Source organism: Arthrobacter sp. Leaf337 (assembly GCF_001423745.1).
GTDB lineage: Bacteria > Actinomycetota > Actinomycetes > Actinomycetales > Micrococcaceae > Arthrobacter.
Genome location: NZ_LMPC01000002.1, coordinates 132367 through 150013, shown reverse-complemented (window position 1 = coordinate 150013; position 17647 = coordinate 132367). Strand labels below are relative to the sequence as shown.

At 65.4% G+C, this 17647-nt stretch carries 18 protein-coding genes and 1 riboswitch; of the genes, 6 read left to right on the top strand and 12 right to left on the bottom strand.

Going from position 1 to position 17647, the window contains the following annotated elements:
• Positions 1 to 120: 120 nt before the first annotated feature.
• The 3 genes from ASF98_RS03720 (at position 121) to ASF98_RS03710 (ending at position 2728) form a co-directional block, all read left to right on the top strand.
• Complete coding sequence (locus tag ASF98_RS03720) at positions 121 to 831, top strand: response regulator transcription factor (protein WP_028271318.1); 711 nt, start codon at positions 121 to 123, stop codon at positions 829 to 831.
• Positions 832 to 833: 2 nt separating this feature from the next.
• Positions 834 to 2324 carry a sensor histidine kinase gene (locus tag ASF98_RS03715; RefSeq protein ID WP_055797590.1) on the top strand — a complete coding sequence of 497 codons (1491 nt, stop codon included), beginning with the start codon at positions 834 to 836 and terminating at the stop codon, positions 2322 to 2324.
• A 116-nt stretch (positions 2325 to 2440) separates the two neighbouring features.
• The gene (locus tag ASF98_RS03710; RefSeq protein WP_028271319.1) at positions 2441 to 2728 is read left to right on the top strand and encodes a WXG100 family type VII secretion target; all 288 of its coding nucleotides are present in this window, start codon (positions 2441 to 2443) and stop codon (positions 2726 to 2728) included.
• A gap of 40 nt (positions 2729 to 2768) precedes the next feature.
• On the opposite strand, the gene ASF98_RS03705 is transcribed toward ASF98_RS03710, so the two are convergent.
• The 6 genes from ASF98_RS03705 to ASF98_RS03680 all read right to left on the bottom strand — a co-directional run bounded on the left by ASF98_RS03705 (position 2769) and on the right by ASF98_RS03680 (position 8455).
• Positions 2769 to 3743, bottom strand: coding sequence for a ribonuclease HI family protein (locus tag ASF98_RS03705; RefSeq protein ID WP_055797587.1), 975 nt, complete (start codon positions 3741 to 3743; stop codon positions 2769 to 2771).
• 154 nt (positions 3744 to 3897) lie between these two features.
• The gene (groL, locus tag ASF98_RS03700) at positions 3898 to 5526 is read right to left on the bottom strand and encodes a chaperonin GroEL (RefSeq protein ID WP_028271321.1); all 1629 of its coding nucleotides are present in this window, start codon (positions 5524 to 5526) and stop codon (positions 3898 to 3900) included.
• 293 nt (positions 5527 to 5819) lie between these two features.
• Positions 5820 to 7052, bottom strand: coding sequence for an ABC transporter substrate-binding protein (locus tag ASF98_RS03695; protein ID WP_442854026.1), 1233 nt, complete (start codon positions 7050 to 7052; stop codon positions 5820 to 5822).
• A 62-nt stretch (positions 7053 to 7114) separates the two neighbouring features.
• Positions 7115 to 7318 (bottom strand): cold-shock protein, encoded by a 204-nt coding sequence (locus ASF98_RS03690; protein ID WP_156037126.1) that lies wholly within the window; start codon positions 7316 to 7318, stop codon positions 7115 to 7117.
• 165 nt (positions 7319 to 7483) lie between these two features.
• Positions 7484 to 8134, bottom strand: coding sequence for a LytR C-terminal domain-containing protein (locus ASF98_RS03685; RefSeq protein ID WP_055797581.1), 651 nt, complete (start codon positions 8132 to 8134; stop codon positions 7484 to 7486).
• Positions 8135 to 8182: 48 nt separating this feature from the next.
• Positions 8183 to 8455: a DUF3263 domain-containing protein gene (locus ASF98_RS03680; RefSeq protein ID WP_055797862.1), complete on the bottom strand. Its 273-nt coding sequence runs from the start codon at positions 8453 to 8455 to the stop codon at positions 8183 to 8185.
• A gap of 325 nt (positions 8456 to 8780) precedes the next feature.
• Here ASF98_RS03680 and ASF98_RS03675 point away from each other — a divergent pair, with 325 nt between their 5' ends.
• Both ASF98_RS03675 and ASF98_RS03670 read left to right on the top strand, forming a co-directional pair.
• The gene (locus tag ASF98_RS03675; protein WP_055797859.1) at positions 8781 to 9548 is read left to right on the top strand and encodes a uracil-DNA glycosylase; all 768 of its coding nucleotides are present in this window, start codon (positions 8781 to 8783) and stop codon (positions 9546 to 9548) included.
• A 15-nt stretch (positions 9549 to 9563) separates the two neighbouring features.
• The gene (locus ASF98_RS03670) at positions 9564 to 10403 is read left to right on the top strand and encodes a siderophore-interacting protein (protein ID WP_055797580.1); all 840 of its coding nucleotides are present in this window, start codon (positions 9564 to 9566) and stop codon (positions 10401 to 10403) included.
• Between the two features lie 15 nt (positions 10404 to 10418).
• Here the strand turns inward: ASF98_RS03670 and ASF98_RS03665 are convergent, their stop codons facing one another.
• The 3 genes from ASF98_RS03665 to ASF98_RS03655 all read right to left on the bottom strand — a co-directional run bounded on the left by ASF98_RS03665 (position 10419) and on the right by ASF98_RS03655 (position 13958).
• Positions 10419 to 11915, bottom strand: coding sequence for a threonine/serine ThrE exporter family protein (locus tag ASF98_RS03665; RefSeq protein WP_055797576.1), 1497 nt, complete (start codon positions 11913 to 11915; stop codon positions 10419 to 10421).
• A 28-nt stretch (positions 11916 to 11943) separates the two neighbouring features.
• Positions 11944 to 13017: a lipid II:glycine glycyltransferase FemX gene (locus ASF98_RS03660; protein ID WP_055797574.1), complete on the bottom strand. Its 1074-nt coding sequence runs from the start codon at positions 13015 to 13017 to the stop codon at positions 11944 to 11946.
• Positions 13018 to 13136: 119 nt separating this feature from the next.
• Positions 13137 to 13958: a DNA/RNA non-specific endonuclease gene (locus ASF98_RS03655; protein ID WP_055797571.1), complete on the bottom strand. Its 822-nt coding sequence runs from the start codon at positions 13956 to 13958 to the stop codon at positions 13137 to 13139.
• Between the two features lie 77 nt (positions 13959 to 14035).
• Here ASF98_RS03655 and ASF98_RS03650 point away from each other — a divergent pair, with 77 nt between their 5' ends.
• Positions 14036 to 14593 (top strand): TspO/MBR family protein, encoded by a 558-nt coding sequence (locus tag ASF98_RS03650; RefSeq protein WP_055797568.1) that lies wholly within the window; start codon positions 14036 to 14038, stop codon positions 14591 to 14593.
• Positions 14594 to 14613: 20 nt separating this feature from the next.
• Here the strand turns inward: ASF98_RS03650 and ASF98_RS03645 are convergent, their stop codons facing one another.
• From ASF98_RS03645 to ASF98_RS03640, 3 genes are all read right to left on the bottom strand, one after another.
• On the bottom strand, positions 14614 to 16026 hold the full coding sequence (locus ASF98_RS03645) for an L-serine ammonia-lyase (protein WP_055797857.1): 1413 nt from the start codon (positions 16024 to 16026) through the stop codon (positions 14614 to 14616).
• A gap of 10 nt (positions 16027 to 16036) precedes the next feature.
• Positions 16037 to 16125: serine dehydratase beta chain (locus tag ASF98_RS25120; protein ID WP_331324925.1), on the bottom strand; the 89-nt coding region annotated here is incomplete at its 3' end.
• 251 nt (positions 16126 to 16376) lie between these two features.
• A riboswitch (glycine riboswitch) is annotated at positions 16377 to 16474 on the bottom strand.
• Between the two features lie 82 nt (positions 16475 to 16556).
• Positions 16557 to 17555: an Lrp/AsnC family transcriptional regulator gene (locus ASF98_RS03640; RefSeq protein ID WP_162242322.1), complete on the bottom strand. Its 999-nt coding sequence runs from the start codon at positions 17553 to 17555 to the stop codon at positions 16557 to 16559.
• Between the last annotated feature and the right edge of the window lie 92 nt (positions 17556 to 17647).

Sequence of the window (17647 nt, the reverse complement as noted above, 5' to 3'; positions counted from 1 at the left end):
CATCGGCCTGGCCGGCGCGGTACGTTGCACCGCCGCTGGCAGCCTAGTGCCGGGTGCCACACATGGGACACTCAACATTCATTCAGAAAACTCCCAGATTCTGGGAGCATCATGAGAGGTATGAAAAAGAACGGTCCCGAAGCCAAGTTGCTCGTCGTCGATGATGAACCAAACATCCGCGAGCTGCTCTCCACCTCCTTGAGGTTCGCAGGCTTCGAGGTCGTCTCGGCCGGCAACGGACGCGACGCCCTCGCCGCCGCCGAGCTCCACGCCCCCGACCTCGCGGTGCTCGACGTCATGCTCCCGGACATGGACGGCTTCACAGTGACCCGCAGGCTGCGCGCCTCAGGCAAGCACTTCCCCGTCCTGTTCCTCACGGCCAAGGACGACACCGAGGACAAGGTCACCGGGCTCACCGTCGGCGGCGACGACTACGTCACCAAGCCCTTTAGCCTGGACGAGGTAGTGGCCCGGATCCGCGCCGTGCTCCGGCGCACCCAGCCGCTGCTTGACGACGACGCCGTCATCCGGGTGGACGACCTCGAGCTCGACGACGACGCCCACGAGGTGCGCCGCGGCGGCACGGTCATTGAGCTCTCCCCCACGGAGTTCAAGCTCCTGCGCTACCTGATGCTGAATCCTAACCGGGTCCTGTCCAAGTCCCAGATCCTGGACCACGTCTGGGAATACGACTTCAACGGAGACGCGTCCATCGTGGAGTCCTATATCTCCTACCTGCGGCGCAAAGTGGACATCGACCCCGACGCCCCGGCGCTCATCCAGACCAAGCGCGGAGTGGGCTACGTACTTCGGACAGCCGAAAAGCGCTGACCTTGCTGCACCGTTGGAAGTCGGCTTCGCTGCGTTCCCAGCTGGTGGCCATCATGATGGCGCTCATGCTGGTGGCACTCGCCGTGACCGGTTCCGGAACACTGACACTCCTGCACAGCTACCTGCAGGGCCAGGTGGACGACAAGCTCAAAGTCGCCGTCAATTCGGTAAAGCAGCAGCAGTCCTTCAACCAGCTGCTGCAACAGAACCCGAACATCCCCACCGACTACTCCCTCATGCTCCTGCGGCAGGACCAGGAACCGTTCCCGTTCGGCGGCAACAAAGACTCGCACCCGGACATCGAAAGCCTCTCCCCGGCCGAAGCCAACAGGCTCGACCTCGCCCCGTTCCAAGTGCGCGGCACTGACGGGCGGAACTGGCGCGTCGTGGCACTGCCTGTAGTTGACGGCAACCAGCGCAACGCCGTCGTCATCATCGGCCTGCCGCTGGCCCCGGTGGACTCGGTCGTGGAACACGCGTCACTTGTGGTCATCGGAGTAGGCTTCCTGACCCTGGTATTGGCCTTCTTCATTGCCACCTGGACAGTGTCCAGGTCCTTCCGTCCCCTGGCCCGTGTGGAAAGGACCGCGGCGGCCATCGCGGCCGGTGATCTTTCCCGCCGCGTCGATGTGGAGAACCCGGCCACGGAAGTGGGGCGGCTGGGAGGCTCCCTGAACGCGATGCTCAGCCATATTGAATCCGCCTTCGCGGCCAGGCTGGCTTCGGAAGAGCGGATGCGCCGCTTTGCCGCTGACGCTTCCCACGAACTCCGCACCCCGCTGGTGACGATCCGGGGGTTCTCCGAGCTCTACCGCCAGGGCGCCCTCACCAAGGAGGAGGACGTGGCCACGGCCATGGGTCGGATTGAGAGCGAGGCTAAGCGGATGGGCTCCATGGTGGAGGACCTTCTGCTGCTCGCCCGGCTGGACGAGCAGCGCCCCCTGCAGCAGAAGCCTGTGGATCTGCTACTTCTCGCCAACGACGCCGTCGTGGACACCCAGGCCAGCGACCGGGACCGGACGATTTCACTGACAGGCCTCGACGGCGGACCGCCGTCCCCCGCGCCGATGCTGGGCGACGAGGCAAAGCTGCGCCAAGTGGTGGGCAACCTGATGGGAAACGCCCTGCGCTACACCCCGCCCGGGACGCCCATCGAGCTCGCCGTAGGAGTACGCACCGGCGAGGCGGGCCAACGGTTTTCCGTCATCGAGGTGCGCGACCACGGCGCCGGGATCCCGGAGGACGAGGCGTCCCGGATTTTTGAGCGCTTCTACCGGGCGGACACCTCGCGGACCCGGGAAACGGGCGGCAGCGGCCTCGGCCTGGCCATCGTTGCTGCCATCGTGGGCTCGCACTCGGGGTCTGTCCGCATGATCCCCACAGACGGCGGGGGCGCCACCATGGTGGTCAGTCTTCCGTTCCGGGACGAGGCCGCAGACTATCCAGGCATTAAGAACGACGGCGGCGAAGCCGGCGAAGTTGTCCACATATAGGCTGCGGATGTGGCGCGGCTTTCCGCCCGCTTCCTAGGCTCGACGTAGCGGTCCTAACACCCAGGGCCGTCCGCAAGCTTGACCAAGCTTGCGAACAGCGTCGAAGGGCAATGACCATGAGCATCATTTCTGTAGATACCGAACTGCTCCAGCTCAAATCAGCCAACGTGAAGGCCACGGTTGACCGCATCAGCGCGGACGTCCAGGCCATGAAGCGGGGGCTGGATGAGCTGCAGGGCACCTGGCGCGGATCGGCTGCCACCAACTTCCAGGCGCTGATCACCGAGTGGACCATCACGCAGGGCAAGGTGGAGGCCTCGCTCGCCTCGATCAACATGGCCCTGACTTCAGCGGCCGCCACGTACGCCCAGGCGGAGCAGGGCAATACGCAACGCTTCAGCTGAAGTAGCCGTTCAGCTTGAGCAGCCGTTCAGCTGATCCGGGTTAGGCCTCCGGGGTTCCCTGGTGGAAGCGCAGGCGCCACTGGGTGCCGTCCAGGACCCAGAGCGAACTGCGGAGCGACGATCCCGCCCGGTCCTTGCTTCGGTAGGTCAGAAGGACCGCTTGGGGTCCTACCCGGTCAGCGCCGATGATCTCCAGTTCAGCAGCAGCGCCAGGGCTCTCCTCGAGAGCCATCATCATGGCATCCCGTGTCCAGAACCGGCCTGAGCTGCCGATTTCCGTAAAGTCCGGATGCAGCAGCACCCCGGTCCGCCCGATGTCGGCACGCGTGTCGGGGCTGAGCAGTTCCCGCTCCAGTGCCTCGACGACGGCTTCGGGAGCTGCTTCCGGCCCGGGCTGCGCGAACGGATCCGTCTCCAGCTCACTGAATAGGTCAGGTTCGGTGAAAAGGTCCGGCTGATTGCGGCTTCCGGCCAGGGTGAGGGACTCCTGGCGCTGCGGCACCTCGGGAGCGGCCTGTTTGGAGGCGCCTCCTTCGTGGACAAGCCCGGCGCGGACAAACCCCGGCCCCGACCGCACTGCGATGCCCTGCTGATAGGAGGTTGCCGCAGCCCGCGCGCGGTCGTCGGCGGCCTCGTTGAGATCGTGCCCGGCGTGGCCGCGGACCCATTCAAAGCGGTACTTGCGTCCGTTCAGTGCCTGGTCGATTTCCCGCAGGATCTCCACGTTCAGGACCGGCTTGCCGTCAGCCTTCCGCCAGCCCTTGCGCTTCCAGCCGGGCATCCACTTGGTGACCGAGTTGATGACGTACTGGCTGTCGCAAAGAATATGCAGCTCCTCCTCGGGGAGGTGCGCGGTGCAACGGAAAAGATCCAGCACGGCCATCAGCTCGCCCTGGTTATTCGTGCCGTGCGGCCAGCCGCCGGCCCGCCAGCAGTCATCGTTCACGTACCAGGCCCATCCGGCCGGACCGGGGTTTCCTAAAGCCGAACCGTCGGCTGCTGCAGTAATCGTCACCGCACTATCCTGCCAGACCCGCCCGACATTGTGGTTTCCGGCGATTCACGGCCGCGGCGGGCGGGGCCTTCGCCAGTATTCCTCCGAACGCAAAAGTGCGGCCCCCTCGACATGAGGGGGCCGCACTCAGGTGCGCTAGGCGCGGTTGGGCAGGTTAGAAACCGCCCATGCCGCCCATCTCGTCGCCGCCACCCATGGCCGGAGCGTTCTTCTCCGGCTTGTCGGCCACAACGGCCTCGGTGGTGAGGAAGAGGCCCGCGATGGAAGCAGCGTTCTGCAGGGCAGAGCGCGTTACCTTGACGGGGTCGTTGATGCCGGCAGCCAGCAGGTCAACGTACTGTCCGGTTGCGGCGTTCAGACCGTGACCGGCGGGCAGGCCGCGGACCTTGTCGACAACAACGCCCGGCTCCAGGCCGGCGTTGAAGGCGATCTGCTTCAACGGTGCGTCGATGGCAACGCGGACGATGTTGGCGCCCGTTGCTTCGTCGCCTTCGAGCTGCAGGTTGGCGAATGCCTTGGCGCCGGCCTGGATGAGGGCAACGCCACCACCGGCAACGATGCCTTCTTCAACGGCAGCCTTCGCGTTGCGGACAGCGTCCTCAATGCGGTGCTTGCGTTCCTTGAGCTCAACTTCGGTAGCGGCACCGGCCTTGATGACTGCAACGCCGCCGGCCAGCTTGGCCAGGCGTTCCTGCAGCTTCTCGCGGTCGTAGTCCGAATCGGAGTTCTCGATCTCGGCGCGGATCTGGGAAACGCGGCCGGCGATCTGGTCGGCGTCGCCGGCACCTTCGACGATGGTGGTCTCGTCCTTGGTGACAACAACCTTGCGTGCCTTGCCCAGGAGTTCGAGGCCGGCGGTCTCAAGCTTGAGGCCGACTTCCTCGGAGATGACCTGGCCACCGGTGAGGATGGCGATGTCCGCGAGCTGCGCCTTGCGGCGGTCGCCGAAGCCCGGAGCCTTGACGGCAACGGACTTGAAGGTGCCACGGATCTTGTTGACGATCAGGGTGGCCAGGGCCTCGCCCTCGATGTCTTCGGCAATGATCAGCAGCGGCTTGGACGACTGCATGACCTTTTCGAGGACAGCAACCAGTTCCTTGACGTTGGAGATCTTGGAGTTGACGATCAGGATGTACGGATCCTCGAGGACCGTTTCCTGGCGCTCAGCGTCGGTGACGAAGTAAGCGGAGATGTAGCCCTTGTCGAAGCGCATGCCTTCGGTGAGCTCAAGCTCGAGGCCGAAGGTGTTGGACTCCTCGACGGTGATAACACCTTCCTTGCCGACCTTGTCCAGTGCTTCAGCGATCAGCGCGCCGATTTCGTCGTCACCTGCAGAGATGGACGCCGTGGCGGCGATCTCTTCCTTGGTTTCGATTTCCTTGGCGGAAGCGAGCAGCTCGGTGGTGACGGCTTCAACAGCCTTCTCGATGCCGCGCTTCAGGGACAGCGGGTCAGCGCCGGCCGCGACGTTGCGCAGGCCTTCCTTGACCAGGGCCTGTGCGAGCACGGTGGCCGTGGTGGTGCCGTCGCCAGCGACGTCATCCGTCTTCTTGGCAACTTCCTTGACCAGCTCGGCGCCGATCTTTTCGTAAGGATCGTCCAGCTCGATCTCCTTGGCGATGGAAACACCATCGTTGGTGATCGTGGGGGCGCCCCACTTCTTTTCGAGGACGACGTTGCGTCCACGCGGGCCGAGGGTGACCTTGACGGCGTCGGCGAGGATGTTCAGGCCCCGCTCAAGACCGCGGCGTGCCTCTTCATCAAATGCAATGATCTTGGCCATAACGGCAGTAGTCCTTTCGGGACAGTCGTTAAGAATGAACCTTCACTGCGGTGCCCGCGACGGACGACCCTTCACCGGCGGCCTCTGTATGCCGCGCGGATGGGATCTCACCCCAGCAAGGTATTTCTTTCGCTCCTTGTCCTTCCCGCTGTCCGCGGCCGGCCGGAACCGGGCGTCGAATTAGCAGTCAGTCCGTGGGAGTGCTAAGTCAATAATTAGCACTCCCCCGGGGAGAGTGCAAGCAGGTATTGCGCAGAAAGGCCCTGCTGCAGCCCCCGCTACGCTAGGAGCGATCAGCTGCCGGCACGGGCGGCGGTTTCGCTTCCGCTCATCCGGGCCCTGTTATCTGCGGCGTAGGTGAACACCATGTAGTTGGCGCTGGTCACGTCCCCGGTGGCATCGAAGCCGATCCGCCCGGATTCGCCGTCGTAATCCGCGGGCTTACCGGCCTTCAGGGCGTCGGCACATTCTTTGTAGCTCCTGCACGGTTCAACCGTGCCCGCGCCCTGCTGCCCGGAGACCGCAATCAGCTTGGCAGCGATGGAGGAGCCGGCGTCGTCCTGCGCCGCGGCAGCCGCGATGGCGGCCAGGTTGACGGCGTCGTAGGTTTCCGCGGCGAACGTCATGTCCTTGAGGCCGGGATCAACCGCCACCAGTTCCCCCTGGAAGTGCGCCGAGGGGAAGACTCCCGGCAGAATTCCGCGGGCACCATCAAGAGCCTCTGACCCCAGGGCGGAGCCGTACTGGTTGATGGCGCCGTCACTGAGGATCAGTTTGTTGCCCGCGAGACCCGCGTTGTTGAGTTCCGCTATTGCGCCCTGGGCGCCGGCGCGGGCCACGAGGATGACGGCGTCCGGGCCGGCAGCCTTGGCGGCTGCGGCCGCCTGCTGTGCCTGGCCGGCCGTGAATCCCGCCTCCGCCACCGTGCCGATGCCTGCTGCCTTCGCTGCGGCGGCGACGGCCACGGAGACGTCCTTGCCGTAAAGGCCGTCCTCGTGAAGGACCGCTATTGTCCGGGCGCCGCTGTCCTTGGCCAGTTTGACCAGCACCGGCGCCTGGGCCACGTCGGCTGCCGAAGTGCGGAAGTAGTATCCGCCGCTCCTGTACCGCGTGAGCCCGTGCGCGGCGTTCGCCGGCGAGATAATGGCCACTTTGGCCCGCGACAGGACATCGATTGCCCCCGGGGCGCGGCTCGAGTCAGTGGGCCCGATGACCACGTCCGCCTTGGCCGCCACGAGTTCCTTGGCCTGCGAGGTGGTGTCCTCGCTGATTTTTTCGGGAAGCAGTTCCACCGGCCGCCCCTTGTGGCCCCCTGCGGCGTTAATCTCCTGGACCGCAAGTTTTGCGGCGGCCAGCTGGGAGGAGTTCAGGAAGGACTGTTTTCCGGTGTTGTCCAGGATCAGGCCTATGCGCAGTGTGCCGTCGCCATTGGCGTCGACCGTATCAACCCGTACGTTGCCGCTCTGGCCGGAGCAGCCGGCCAGGGCGAGCGCCGTTGCTGCGGCAAGGACCGCCGCCGAAACCAACCGTGGCCGCGCCCGACCGGAGCGGGCAGGAATGCCTGGGCCATGCACTGCCGCGGGCAGCATCAGGCCGGCCGGACGTTCTCTGCCTGGGGACCCTTCTCGCCTTCGCCGACTTCGAACTGCACCCGCTGCCCTTCATCCAGGGCGCGGTAGCCCTCACCCTCGATGGCCGACCAGTGGACGAAGACATCGTCTCCGGAGTCGTCAACGGTGATGAAGCCGTAGCCTTTTTCGGCGTTGAACCATTTGACGGTTCCCAATGCCATGGTGCCCACTTTCGGTTGCTTCTGTTCGGCCCACGTCACTGTGCGCCATCGGTACGGTCCGCATCCAAACGCGGCGTCCGGAATCACTTTAGCCATAGCCGTTTGCTGGGGGCAGGACCCCGTCCTGCGAGCCCCTAATAGTTATTCAGGCGTAACCGAAATTCCTTACTGGAAACCGGGCCCGAGGACCACGACCACCGGCATCTGGAACTCGGCGGAGTCCACCAGTGTGGTGATGTTCAGAAGCTCGCCGAGCGCCTCGGCGTTCGCTTTTTGCTCAGCCCCGCTGTAGTAGATCACCGACGACTGCTGCGGCATTCCGCCCCAGTTCCCGACCGGTCCCAAAGCCCACCCGTCCCCGGCCACGGTGGCGCTGACGCGGCCGGCCAGACCGGCTGTGGTGGTCCCGTTGTAGACGGCCACGGCCTGGGTCTTGTCAACAGCCTGTGCGTCGGCGGAGGGCACTGCGGAGGAAGTGCCGCTGTTCGCGAGCGACTCACTGGCAGAGGGGGTCGCACTTGGCTCCGCGCTGGGCTCGGCGCTCGGGGATGCGGTGGTTTGCGACGCTTCGGTGGAAGGGGAAGCCGAGGGGCTCTCCAGGGCGGACCCTGCCGCCAGCAGCGGGGTGCCGGTAGGAACGAATCCCAGCTTGGGCAGGAACAGGAAGGCAACCAGGCCGATGGCGAGCGCCACAACGCCGACGGCCAGGATGGGTCCCAGACGGCGCCGGGGAGCATCGGAGGCGACGCGGTGGACACCCTGTCGTGAAGAGGCCTCCGGGACCCTGTCGAATTCATCCCGAGCGTATTTGGTCATGGTAAAACGATGTCCTTGGTGGTTTTGCTGATTGCCCAGCCCCGACTGTTATACGTCAGAGCCCAAACGGCGGGCCGTGCGTGCCCGTTGGCGTGACGTACGTAGTCTACGCAATCTCTTCACGAGCATGGGGTCGTGGGCCAGGGCGTCTTCGGTATCAATCAGCGTGTTGAGGATCTGGTAGTAGTGCGTGGCCGAGAGGTCGAACAGCTCACGAATGGCCTGCTCCTTGGCCCCTGCGTACTTCCACCACTGCCGCTCGAGGGCCAGCATCTGCTGGTCCCGCTCGCTCAGCCGTGAGCCCTGCTGCGGAGCGGGCACGAAGCCGTTCGCCGCCGCGCTTGGGCTGCCGGCGGCCGCAAGTGAGACGTCGTCGTGCACGGGTTCGGCCACGGCAAACTCCTTCACTTGATCCGGTCAAAGTCTCTTTCCATGGTACGGGCGAATAACACGCCTGTCATTTACGCAGTGTGACGTGGCGGCGCGGAGGCGGGGCCTTTGACTGGTGCTGGCTCCCGGCGACGGATTTTCCCGGCTCCTGCGCTCGTTCCTCACGCAACAGGGGCCTACAGAAAATCTGCCGCCGGGATCCTAGGTGAGTGTCGCCCGCCGCCTCTGCTTCGGCCAGCACTGCGAGAATGGACTCGTGTTTGATTCTGAAGCTTTGTTTGAGCTGGAGCCTGCCGTGGAGGCTTTGGGATTTGCCGAGATGGCGCACTTGCCGCTGGACCGCCTGATGGCCGCGGACTGGGCGGCAGCGCTGGCGCCGGTCGAGGCCGGGTTGCGCAGCGTCCTGGAGTACCTCGCTACTGAAGTGGCCGACGGGCACCAGGTGCTGCCGTCGCCGTCGAACGTGCTGCGCGCCTTCCAACAGCCGCTGGCCGGCGTCAAGGTCCTCATTGTGGGCCAGGATCCGTACCCGACCCCCGGCCACCCCATCGGCTTGTCCTTCGCAGTGGAGGGGCACACCCGGCCCATTCCGCGGAGTCTTGCGAACATCTATAAGGAAATGGAATCCGACCTCGGCCTTCCCGCCCGCGTCCACGGGGACCTCACGCGCTGGGCGGATCAGGGCGTCCTCCTCCTGAACCGTGTCCTGACAGTCCGTGCCGGAGCGGCCGGGTCCCACCGGGGTAAAGGCTGGGAACCGATTACGACGGCGGCAATCGCCGCCGTCGCCGGGCGCCGCGCTGCTGATGGCAGCCGGGCGCCCCTCGTGGCTGTGCTGTGGGGCAAGGATGCCGAGGGCGTCCGCCCCTTGCTGGGGGACGCTCCGGTGCTTGCCAGCGCCCATCCCAGCCCGTTGTCGGCCCCGCGCGGATTCTTTGGGTCCCGCCCGTTCAGCAAGGCCAACGAGCTGCTCCGTACGCAGGGATCGGAGCCCGTCAACTGGGAGCTCCCGCCGGTCTCTTAGCCTAGGCTTACTTCCATGACTTCCCTCCCTGCCGCCACGTCAGCCAGCCGAAAATCGCGCCCCCAGACGAACCTTACGGTCCTCCGGCGCGAGGAACTCTCGCCGCACATGGTGCGGATCGTGGCCGGCGGCGAAGGCTTTTCCAGCTATGTGAACAACGATTACGTAGACCGTTACGTGAAGATCGCCTTCCCGCAGCCTGGCGTTGAGTACCCGATCCCCCTTGACCTGTGGGCCATCCGTGAGTCGATGCCCCGCGAACAATGGCCGCACACGCGGACCTACACTGTCCGCTGGGTGGACGTGGCAGCCCGTGAACTGGCCATCGACTTCGTGATTCACGGTGACGAAGGCCTGGCCGGCCCCTGGGCGGCCAATGCCCGGCCCGGCGACAGCCTGGTACTCACCGGGCCGGGGGGCGGCTACAACCCGGACCCGGCCGCCGACTGGCACCTTTTCGCCGGTGATGAGGCGGCCCTTCCGGCCATCGCCGCCGCGATTGAGTCGCTTCCGCCTGAGGCGCGCGGACTCGCGTTCCTGGAAGTGGACAGCGACGCAGAGATGCAGCCCATCACCGCCCCGGCCGGCCTGCAGATCCAGTGGCTGCCGCGCAACGGCACGCCTGCCGGCGGCAGCGGGCTCCTGGTCAGCGCTGTGCGCGATGCCGAGTGGCCGGAGGGCAGGGTGCAGGTCTTCGCCCACGGTGAGCGGGGCAACATGAAGTCCCTTCGTGAAGTCTTCTTCCGTGAGCGCGGCCTTGAACGGGCGCAGGTATCGCTTTCGGGCTACTGGGCCACGGGACGCGTGGAGGACGACTTCCAGGCCGAGAAAAAGCTCCCGATCGGCCAGATCTAGGGAAGCCTTCCCCGGTTAGCGGCGCCGGGCTCGGCGGCGTTCGTTACTGGCCAGGCTCCGCGTGAGCGGGCGGGCCAAAGTGTCGCCGAGGACGATTCCGGCGGCCACTCCCAGCACGATCGCCCCGGCGTTCAGCATGCCCCCTGCGCCCATCAGAATCTGCGACTCTTCAATGGTCAAAACATACATGGACCGGAATATAGTCAGGCCAGGCAAAAGGATGAGGGCCGCTGGGACGGCCACCACCAGCTGTGGCGCACCCATCTTCAAGGCGACAACCCTGGCCAGGAGGCCGATGACCACCGCGGCCACGGCCGGAGAAAACCTGGCCCCCATGCCGATCAGGTCGGCGCCGAGCAGCACGAGATGGCCAACAACGCCCACCGCCGCGGTGGGCAGCAGCAGCTTCCAGGCGGTCTGTTCCGTGATGCCAATGGCGACAACAGCTACTGCCACCAGGATGATGAGCGCCCACAACGGATACGCCGGCGGGAATGTTTCCGTGACGTCGATTTCCTCCATACCCATCTTCGTGCCCAGCACGAAAGCGACGGAGATGCCGGACACCAGCGCGCCGAAGGTCAGCATGGTGGACAGGAACCGGCCCGCCGCCGTCACCGGGAAGCCGTTGATGGCGTCCTGTACGGACGAAACGAGGCGGCCGGTGGGCAGGAGCAGCAGGATTCCGCCTACCACCACGATCGCGGGCGCGATCTGGATTCCCACGGGACTGCCGAACCGCCACAGCAGCAGGGCGATGAACGTGACCAGGAAAGCGCATGACGCCGTGGTGAAGAAGTCCGGAACCCGCCAGCGGCCCAACTGCCGGGCGAGCAGGCTCACCAGGATGTTCGAGCCGAACGCCACGGCCGAAGCGCCCGGGCCGCCGCCCAGCACACCGACGAAAACCGCGGCGAACACCGCGAAGGCAACGGTGACCATCCAGCGCGGAAACGGCTTGGAGCTTCGGATGATTTCATCCAGCCGGCGGACCGCCTCATCACGGCCGACGCCGCCGGCCACGATGTCCGTGACCAGCTGGTGCACCTGGGCCAGGCCCGCGTAGTTGTTGGTCCACGACCGCACCACCCGGAGCAACGAAATGGGGGTCTGGTCCTTGGGTGCGTAGTTGATGGCCACCGACTGGTTAGTGATGTCCACTTCGATATGTTTCAGGCCCAGGGCAGCAGTGATGGCGATGATGCTGGTTTCCACTTCCAGGGCGCCGGCGCCGTACCGGAACATTGACTCGGCCAGGTGGAGCGCGAAGTCAATGGTCTTGCGGGCGGAGGTGTCCACTCCCCCCACCTGGATCATGGGGTTGGCATAGGGACTTCCCGCGAGCCTGTCCACGATGCTCATGGGCGCGGTGGGCGGATTTTCGCCCTGCACGAGCCTGCGCAGCATGCGCTTGGCGGCAGCGTTCTGCCGCACCTGGGATGCGGTGAGTGGTTGGGTCGGGGGCAGCGCCGCCGTGGGCGGCCTGCGGCGACCGTCGGGTGCTTTGGTCATTGCGGCCTCCTCTAGGGCTTCACAAGGCTTAGTAGAATTGCTGGCCGGTTCGCCTGGTGTAAAGCTGGCGCGCCACGCGTTCGCCGGCGGCCATCCAGGCCTTGTACTTCAGCGGGCTGAGAACCTGGTCATAGCAGCCCACGAAGTCGGTGACCGTTTTGCTGAAACTGGTCTTGAACAGCCCCAAGCCGTGGAACGGGTTGGAGGTGTCCTTGAGTTTGTCGCTCGGCGGGGTGCCGCAGAAGTCGTACTCGGTGCAGCCGAGTTCCTTGACCTGGTTGATGGCGGTCCATTGCACCAGGTGGGAGTCGCCGTACTGGCTGCGCTTCTGGAGTGAGCCGCCGTCCTTGTACGTCCCTTTGCGTCCGTAGTTGATCACAAAGGCGCCCACCGAGGGCACCCCGTCCTCGTAGACGAACAGGAGCCGGCCCTGGCCGCGGCTGATGAAGTTGGTCCAGAACTGCCGGTAATACTCATACTCGCGGACCCTGACCTGCGACTTCGCTTCCACCGTGGTGGTCATCAGCGCGTACATGGCCCGGAAGTTCTCCTCCGTGGGCTCCACGTTGCGGACTTCCACTCCCTCGCGGATCGCCCTGCGGACAGCGTTGCGTCCCCTGGAGTGCAGGTTCCGCAGCAGTTGGTTTTCCTCCGGTGCGATGTCCAGCAGAGCGGTGGAGTCGTTGGGCTGCAGGTTGTGCGTCTTGACCAGTCCTGCGCCCTCAATCACCCGCTTTGCGTCCTCGGAAAGGATGATGTCCGGCTCGATCTTGATGGCAAAGACGCCCAGCTTTGCGCGTTTCACGAATTCGGCGTTTGCGGCGGCGATGCCCGGGATATCCTCGACTGCTGCGACGTCCGGTCCCTTGATGAGGTACCAGAGCTTGCCCAGGACCGGGAAGGATTTCTCCAGCACCAGGTTGTAGCTCGTGTAGTCCGCGGTTTCGTAGACGAGGTGGAGGGGCTTCCAGCCAAAGTGTTGTTTGACCTCGGCGAAAGCCTCGGACTGAAGCAGGTTTCCGCCGTTCGGGTTCGCAGTGACGTGGTTGTCCCAGTTGGCGACCTCCTCGGCGGAGGCAAAGCGGGCAGTAAATTCTCGCAAGTGCGCGGTGTCCAATCTTTGCGGTCTGTGCTTCGGTCGCATGCCGGGCATGCAAGCCACAAGTCTATCGGCCCTCCCTAGGGGGACGCTGACCGGTCACCGCGTCGCGGCATCCGCGCTCAGAGCCGGATCTGTTCCAGGGACTCGAGACGCACGGCCAGGGGTTCCTTGCCCAGGGAGCGTTGGCTTTTGACCAGTCGGTCCGCATTTTCCAGCCGGGACAGGCTCAGTCCGGTCAATTCAGCGATTTGGGCAATCGGGACCTGGAAGGTTCGGAAAGGGCCCAGCGGCGGCGGTTCATCGGCAAGGAGACGTTCACGGATGGCCTTCTTGAGGTCCACCTTCCCCAGCAGCGGGGACTGGTCCAGCACGAATCCCGCCGCCGCGAGCTTTCCGTCCGTGGTCCAGGCTGCGACCTTCCAGAACTTCCGCGGTATCTGGACGCCCCTGTACGGCAGGTCGTCGTCTGCCAGGACAGGCCCGGTGAACACGCTGAGCTTGGCGTCGTTGAGGTCCGCGTGGTTAAGGACGTGGTTCTCCAACCCCACCCAGAGTTCCTTGCCCTGGTTGAAGTCGTCAACCTGGGGCGCGGCATTGGTGAAGGCGAAAGTGTCCTGGTTGGCGGCCTTGGCCGTTGCCGGATCGCCCCACACCGGATCCAGCCGCCGGACCAGATGCCCCCGGTCGAAGGCGTTGTTCTTGTAGACGTCCGGGCCCGCCTGCTGTTCCTTCGGGACCCTGGGATCGAAATGCCAGGTTCCTTCGCGGGCCAGCGGGACCAGCTCGCGTCCGTGGATGTTCACGCCGACGACGGCGGCCAGCTTCCGTGACGGGCGCAGCCGGACGGAAAAGTGAATGTAGTCAAGCAAGACCGTTGCTGCCGGCGGACTGGGCAGCTCAAGGCGTGCCCGCAAAAAGTCCCGGTCATATCCCCCAGTCATAGCTCCATAGTGGCACTGCTCCCTACGGGTGAACAGACCAGCTTGACTAGGAATGCCGTACTGGCAAGGGTTGGAGCATGCAGGCACCTTACGAACAGCCCACACCAAGGCCCGGCGGCGGCCCGGCTGCCGGAGCCGGGCGCCCCAGTAACCGTGCGCAACTGCTGGGGCTGGCCGTCTTCCTTGGGGCTTCCGCCCTGGTCGCCTGGTTGGGCGCCTTTGCCACCCTGAACAACGTGGAGGGCTGGTATGCCACAGCTGACAAGGCCCCGTGGTCACCGCCCAACTGGGTGTTCGGCCCCGTCTGGACGCTGCTCTACACCGCCATGGCCGTTGCCGCATGGCTTGTCTGGCGGCGCCACGGTCAGCGCACCGGACCCGCCCTGGCGGCTTACGGAATCCAGCTGGGGCTCAATCTGTCGTGGACGCCGGTGTTCTTCGGCCTCTATCCGGTGGTGGGTACAGCGGCGCTCTGGCTGGGGCTCGCCATCATCATCGCCCTGGTCATCGCTGTAACAGTGACGGTCCTGTACTTCGGCCCCATCAGCAGGACCGCAGGCTTACTGCTGTTGCCTTATATCTCCTGGCTGGTTTTCGCCACGAGCCTTAACTGGTGGGCGGCCCTGCACAACTAGCTCTCGACAGGTTTGCCCCTTCAGCATTCGACGACGTTGACGGCGAGGCCGCCCATCGCGGTTTCCTTGTATTTGGAGGACATGTCCCGGCCGGTCTCGCGCATGGTCACGATGACCTCGTCCAGGGACACCCGGTGCGTCCCGTCGCCCCAGAGCGCCATYTTCGCGGCGTTGATCGCCTTCGCGGCCGCGATCGCGTTCCGCTCAATGCACGGGATCTGCACCAAACCGCCGATCGGATCACACGTCAGCCCCAGGTTGTGCTCCATCGCGATCTCCGCCGCGTTCTCCACCTGCGCCGGGGTGCCGCCCATCACCTCCGCCAGGCCCGCAGCGGCCATCGAGGACGCCGAACCCACCTCGCCCTGGCAGCCGACCTCCGCGCCGGAAATCGAGGCCTGCTCCTTRTACAGCACCCCGACCGCGGCCGCGGCCAGCAGGAACTTCACCACCACATCGTCCCGGTCCGCCTGCGTGGCCTGATCCATGCCCGGCGCGAAATGCAGCGCGTAATACAGCACCGCCGGGATGATCCCGGCCGCCCCGTTCGTCGGCGCCGTCACCACCCTCCCGCCSGAGGCGTTCTCCTCGTTCACSGCCAGCGCGATCAGGTTCACCCACTCCTGCCAGTACTTCGGATCCCGGTACTCCGGATCATGATCCCGGGTCTCCTTCAGCAACCGCTCATGCCAGTCCGGGGCCCGGCGGCGGACCTTCAACCCGCCCGGCAACAAACCCTCACGCTTCAAGGACACCGCAACGCACTCCTCCATCACCGCATAGATGTGCAGCAGGCCCGCCCGGATCTCCTCCTCCGACCGGGACGCGCGTTCGTTCACGAACATGATCTCCCCGATCGACAGGCCCTTGGACTGGCACCGGCCCAGCAGCTCCGCCGCGGTACGGAACGGCAACGGCAGTTCCTTCCTGGACTCCTCCAGCTCCTGCTGCGCCGCGTCCTCCCCGCCCTCACGGACAATGAAACCGCCGCCCACCGAGAAAAACGTCGCCGCATGCAGCACCTCACCGGCGCCGTCCGAAACCGTAAACGTCATCCCGTTCGTGTGCCGCGGCAGGACCGTCAACGGCCGCAACACCATGTCCTTCACCCCATACGGGAGCTGCACYGACCCGGCCAGCTGCAGCTTCCCGGACTCCRCGATCGCCGCCAGCCGCTCCTCCACCTCCGCCGGCAGGATCTTCTCCGGATGAARACCCTCCAACCCCAGCAGGATCGCCGTCATCGTCCCATGACCGTGACCAGTCGCCGCGAGCGACCCATACAGATCCACCCGCAACCCCGCCACCCTCTCAAGGTCACCGGACGCCCGCAACTCCTCCGCGAACACCGCCGCAGCACGCATCGGACCCACCGTATGCGAACTCGACGGCCCAATCCCGATGGAAAAAAGATCAAAGACACCAACAGCCATGGCCGGGGTNAACACCGCCGCAGCACGCATCGGACCCACCGTATGCGAACTCGACGGCCCAATCCCGATGGAAAAAAGATCAAAGACACCAACAGCCATGGCCGGGGTACCTTAGTTGCTCACGCGCGGCAGGGCACGGCGGCGCGGACCAGGCTGGCGGCCTGCAAATGTGGATGAGGACGGCTGAATCGTCACGAGGAACTCCATAATTCAGGTGGCGCAGGGCGCCACGATGATTCGGGTTCCTCCCCGCTCTGTATTTGACCTGAGAGTTTCCGCGGACCCTGCTGTTACAGCGTGCCGCTTGCACCGTCGGTGAGCCCGGAGACCGGACTACTTTCCAGAGTTGCCTCGCCGCGGCGGTACGTGGGCCTGAGAGATTCCTGGGGAGGATTTGCTCCTACGGCGCCTGCTGAACGTACCGGCAGGACTCTCCCGCCGCAGATCAAAAGCATGTGTCACTTGTCGGTGACACGGCTCACACTTTACTCCGTTGCCGCGACGCCACGCAACAGAGCCACTTCACACGGTCACACTTCCCGTGCCGGCCGCTCCGGAATCCCGTCCCGGTACATCACGGTGCTGCGTTTGAAGATCTCGGCATAGACGGAGGACCGGACGGACGTCACCGTCTCCATCTGCCGGAGATCGTCGAGCAGCAGCCGCAGTTCGTCCAGGCCGGGCAGAGCCACCTGGGCCAGCACGTCCTCGCCGGAGGCGGCGGCCCAGCGGGTCACCGGAAGGCCGGCCAGGTGCTTCCCCGGCGACTCCGCCGCCTTACCGGAACGGGTCAGGGTGATGAGGGACTCCACAGGGAATCCGAGCACTGCGGGATCCACCACAGCCCTGATGAACAGGGCACCGGAATTGGTCATGGCTTCAAGGCGGCGGCTGACGGTTGCCTTCGAGACCGACAATTCGGTGGCCAGCTCATCCACGGTGGCCCGGCCGTTGAGATGGAGGAGCTCGGCCAGCGCCTGGTTCGTTTCATCAAGTGCCTCACCGGGTTGGCCGGTGCGGATTCCGGCCAGCCGGCCGTCCTCGTCGCGGTGGAGCGCGGCGTACTGTTTCTTGTCCAGTACGTCCGGGGTCCAGCCGCTGGGGGTCCGGAAATACTCCAGGAGGGGTGTCATGGAGAAGGACTGCACACCGTCCACCCCGGACAGGCGCCGGTAGAGAAGCCCGCCAAGTTCATCCGGGGAAAGGAACAGCTCCGCCACGGCCTCGTTCGTGCCGGACAGTGCCGTGACCCACGACGACTCTTCCTGCTCCGCCAGCCACGTGCAGACCCCGCGAAGATTGCGCGGTGCCGCCGTCACGCGCAGCAGGAAGGCCGACCGCGAACTGACCGACGACGGGTTGATAAACGAGTTTGTGCGCACCACCCCGGACTCGAGGAGCTTGTTTCCGCGGCGTGCCACGGTGCGTTCCTGCTGCCCCAGGACGTCGGCGATCAGGCGCCAGGGAGCACGCCCGTTCCGGACCAGCGCGGCCACGATCTGCCGGTCCAGGGCGTCAAGCTGCTCCACGTCCCGGCTCCTTTCAGTGCGGCTGCGAAAGTACGATGCCGGCGGGCTGCTTCCGCTGAACGGAACCGGGACGGCGGACCCGCCGCCGCCCC

Bases quoted from the DNA above. Each gene is read 5' to 3' on its own strand.
- ASF98_RS03710 (WP_028271319.1), top strand. From the start codon at position 2,441: ATGAGCATCATTTCTGTAGATACCGAACTGCTCCAGCTCAAATCAGCC.
- ASF98_RS03685 (WP_055797581.1), bottom strand. From the start codon at position 8,134: ATGACCAAATACGCTCGGGATGAATTCGACAGGGTCCCGGAGGCCTCT.
- ASF98_RS03670 (WP_055797580.1), top strand. From the start codon at position 9,564: ATGACTTCCCTCCCTGCCGCCACGTCAGCCAGCCGAAAATCGCGCCCC.
- ASF98_RS03720 (WP_028271318.1), top strand. From the start codon at position 121: ATGAAAAAGAACGGTCCCGAAGCCAAGTTGCTCGTCGTCGATGATGAA.
- ASF98_RS03665 (WP_055797576.1), bottom strand. From the start codon at position 11,915: ATGACCAAAGCACCCGACGGTCGCCGCAGGCCGCCCACGGCGGCGCTG.
- ASF98_RS03655 (WP_055797571.1), bottom strand. From the start codon at position 13,958: ATGACTGGGGGATATGACCGGGACTTTTTGCGGGCACGCCTTGAGCTG.
- groL (WP_028271321.1), bottom strand. From the start codon at position 5,526: ATGGCCAAGATCATTGCATTTGATGAAGAGGCACGCCGCGGTCTTGAG.
- ASF98_RS03650 (WP_055797568.1), top strand. From the start codon at position 14,036: ATGCAGGCACCTTACGAACAGCCCACACCAAGGCCCGGCGGCGGCCCG.
- ASF98_RS03690 (WP_156037126.1), bottom strand. From the start codon at position 7,318: ATGGCATTGGGAACCGTCAAATGGTTCAACGCCGAAAAAGGCTACGGC.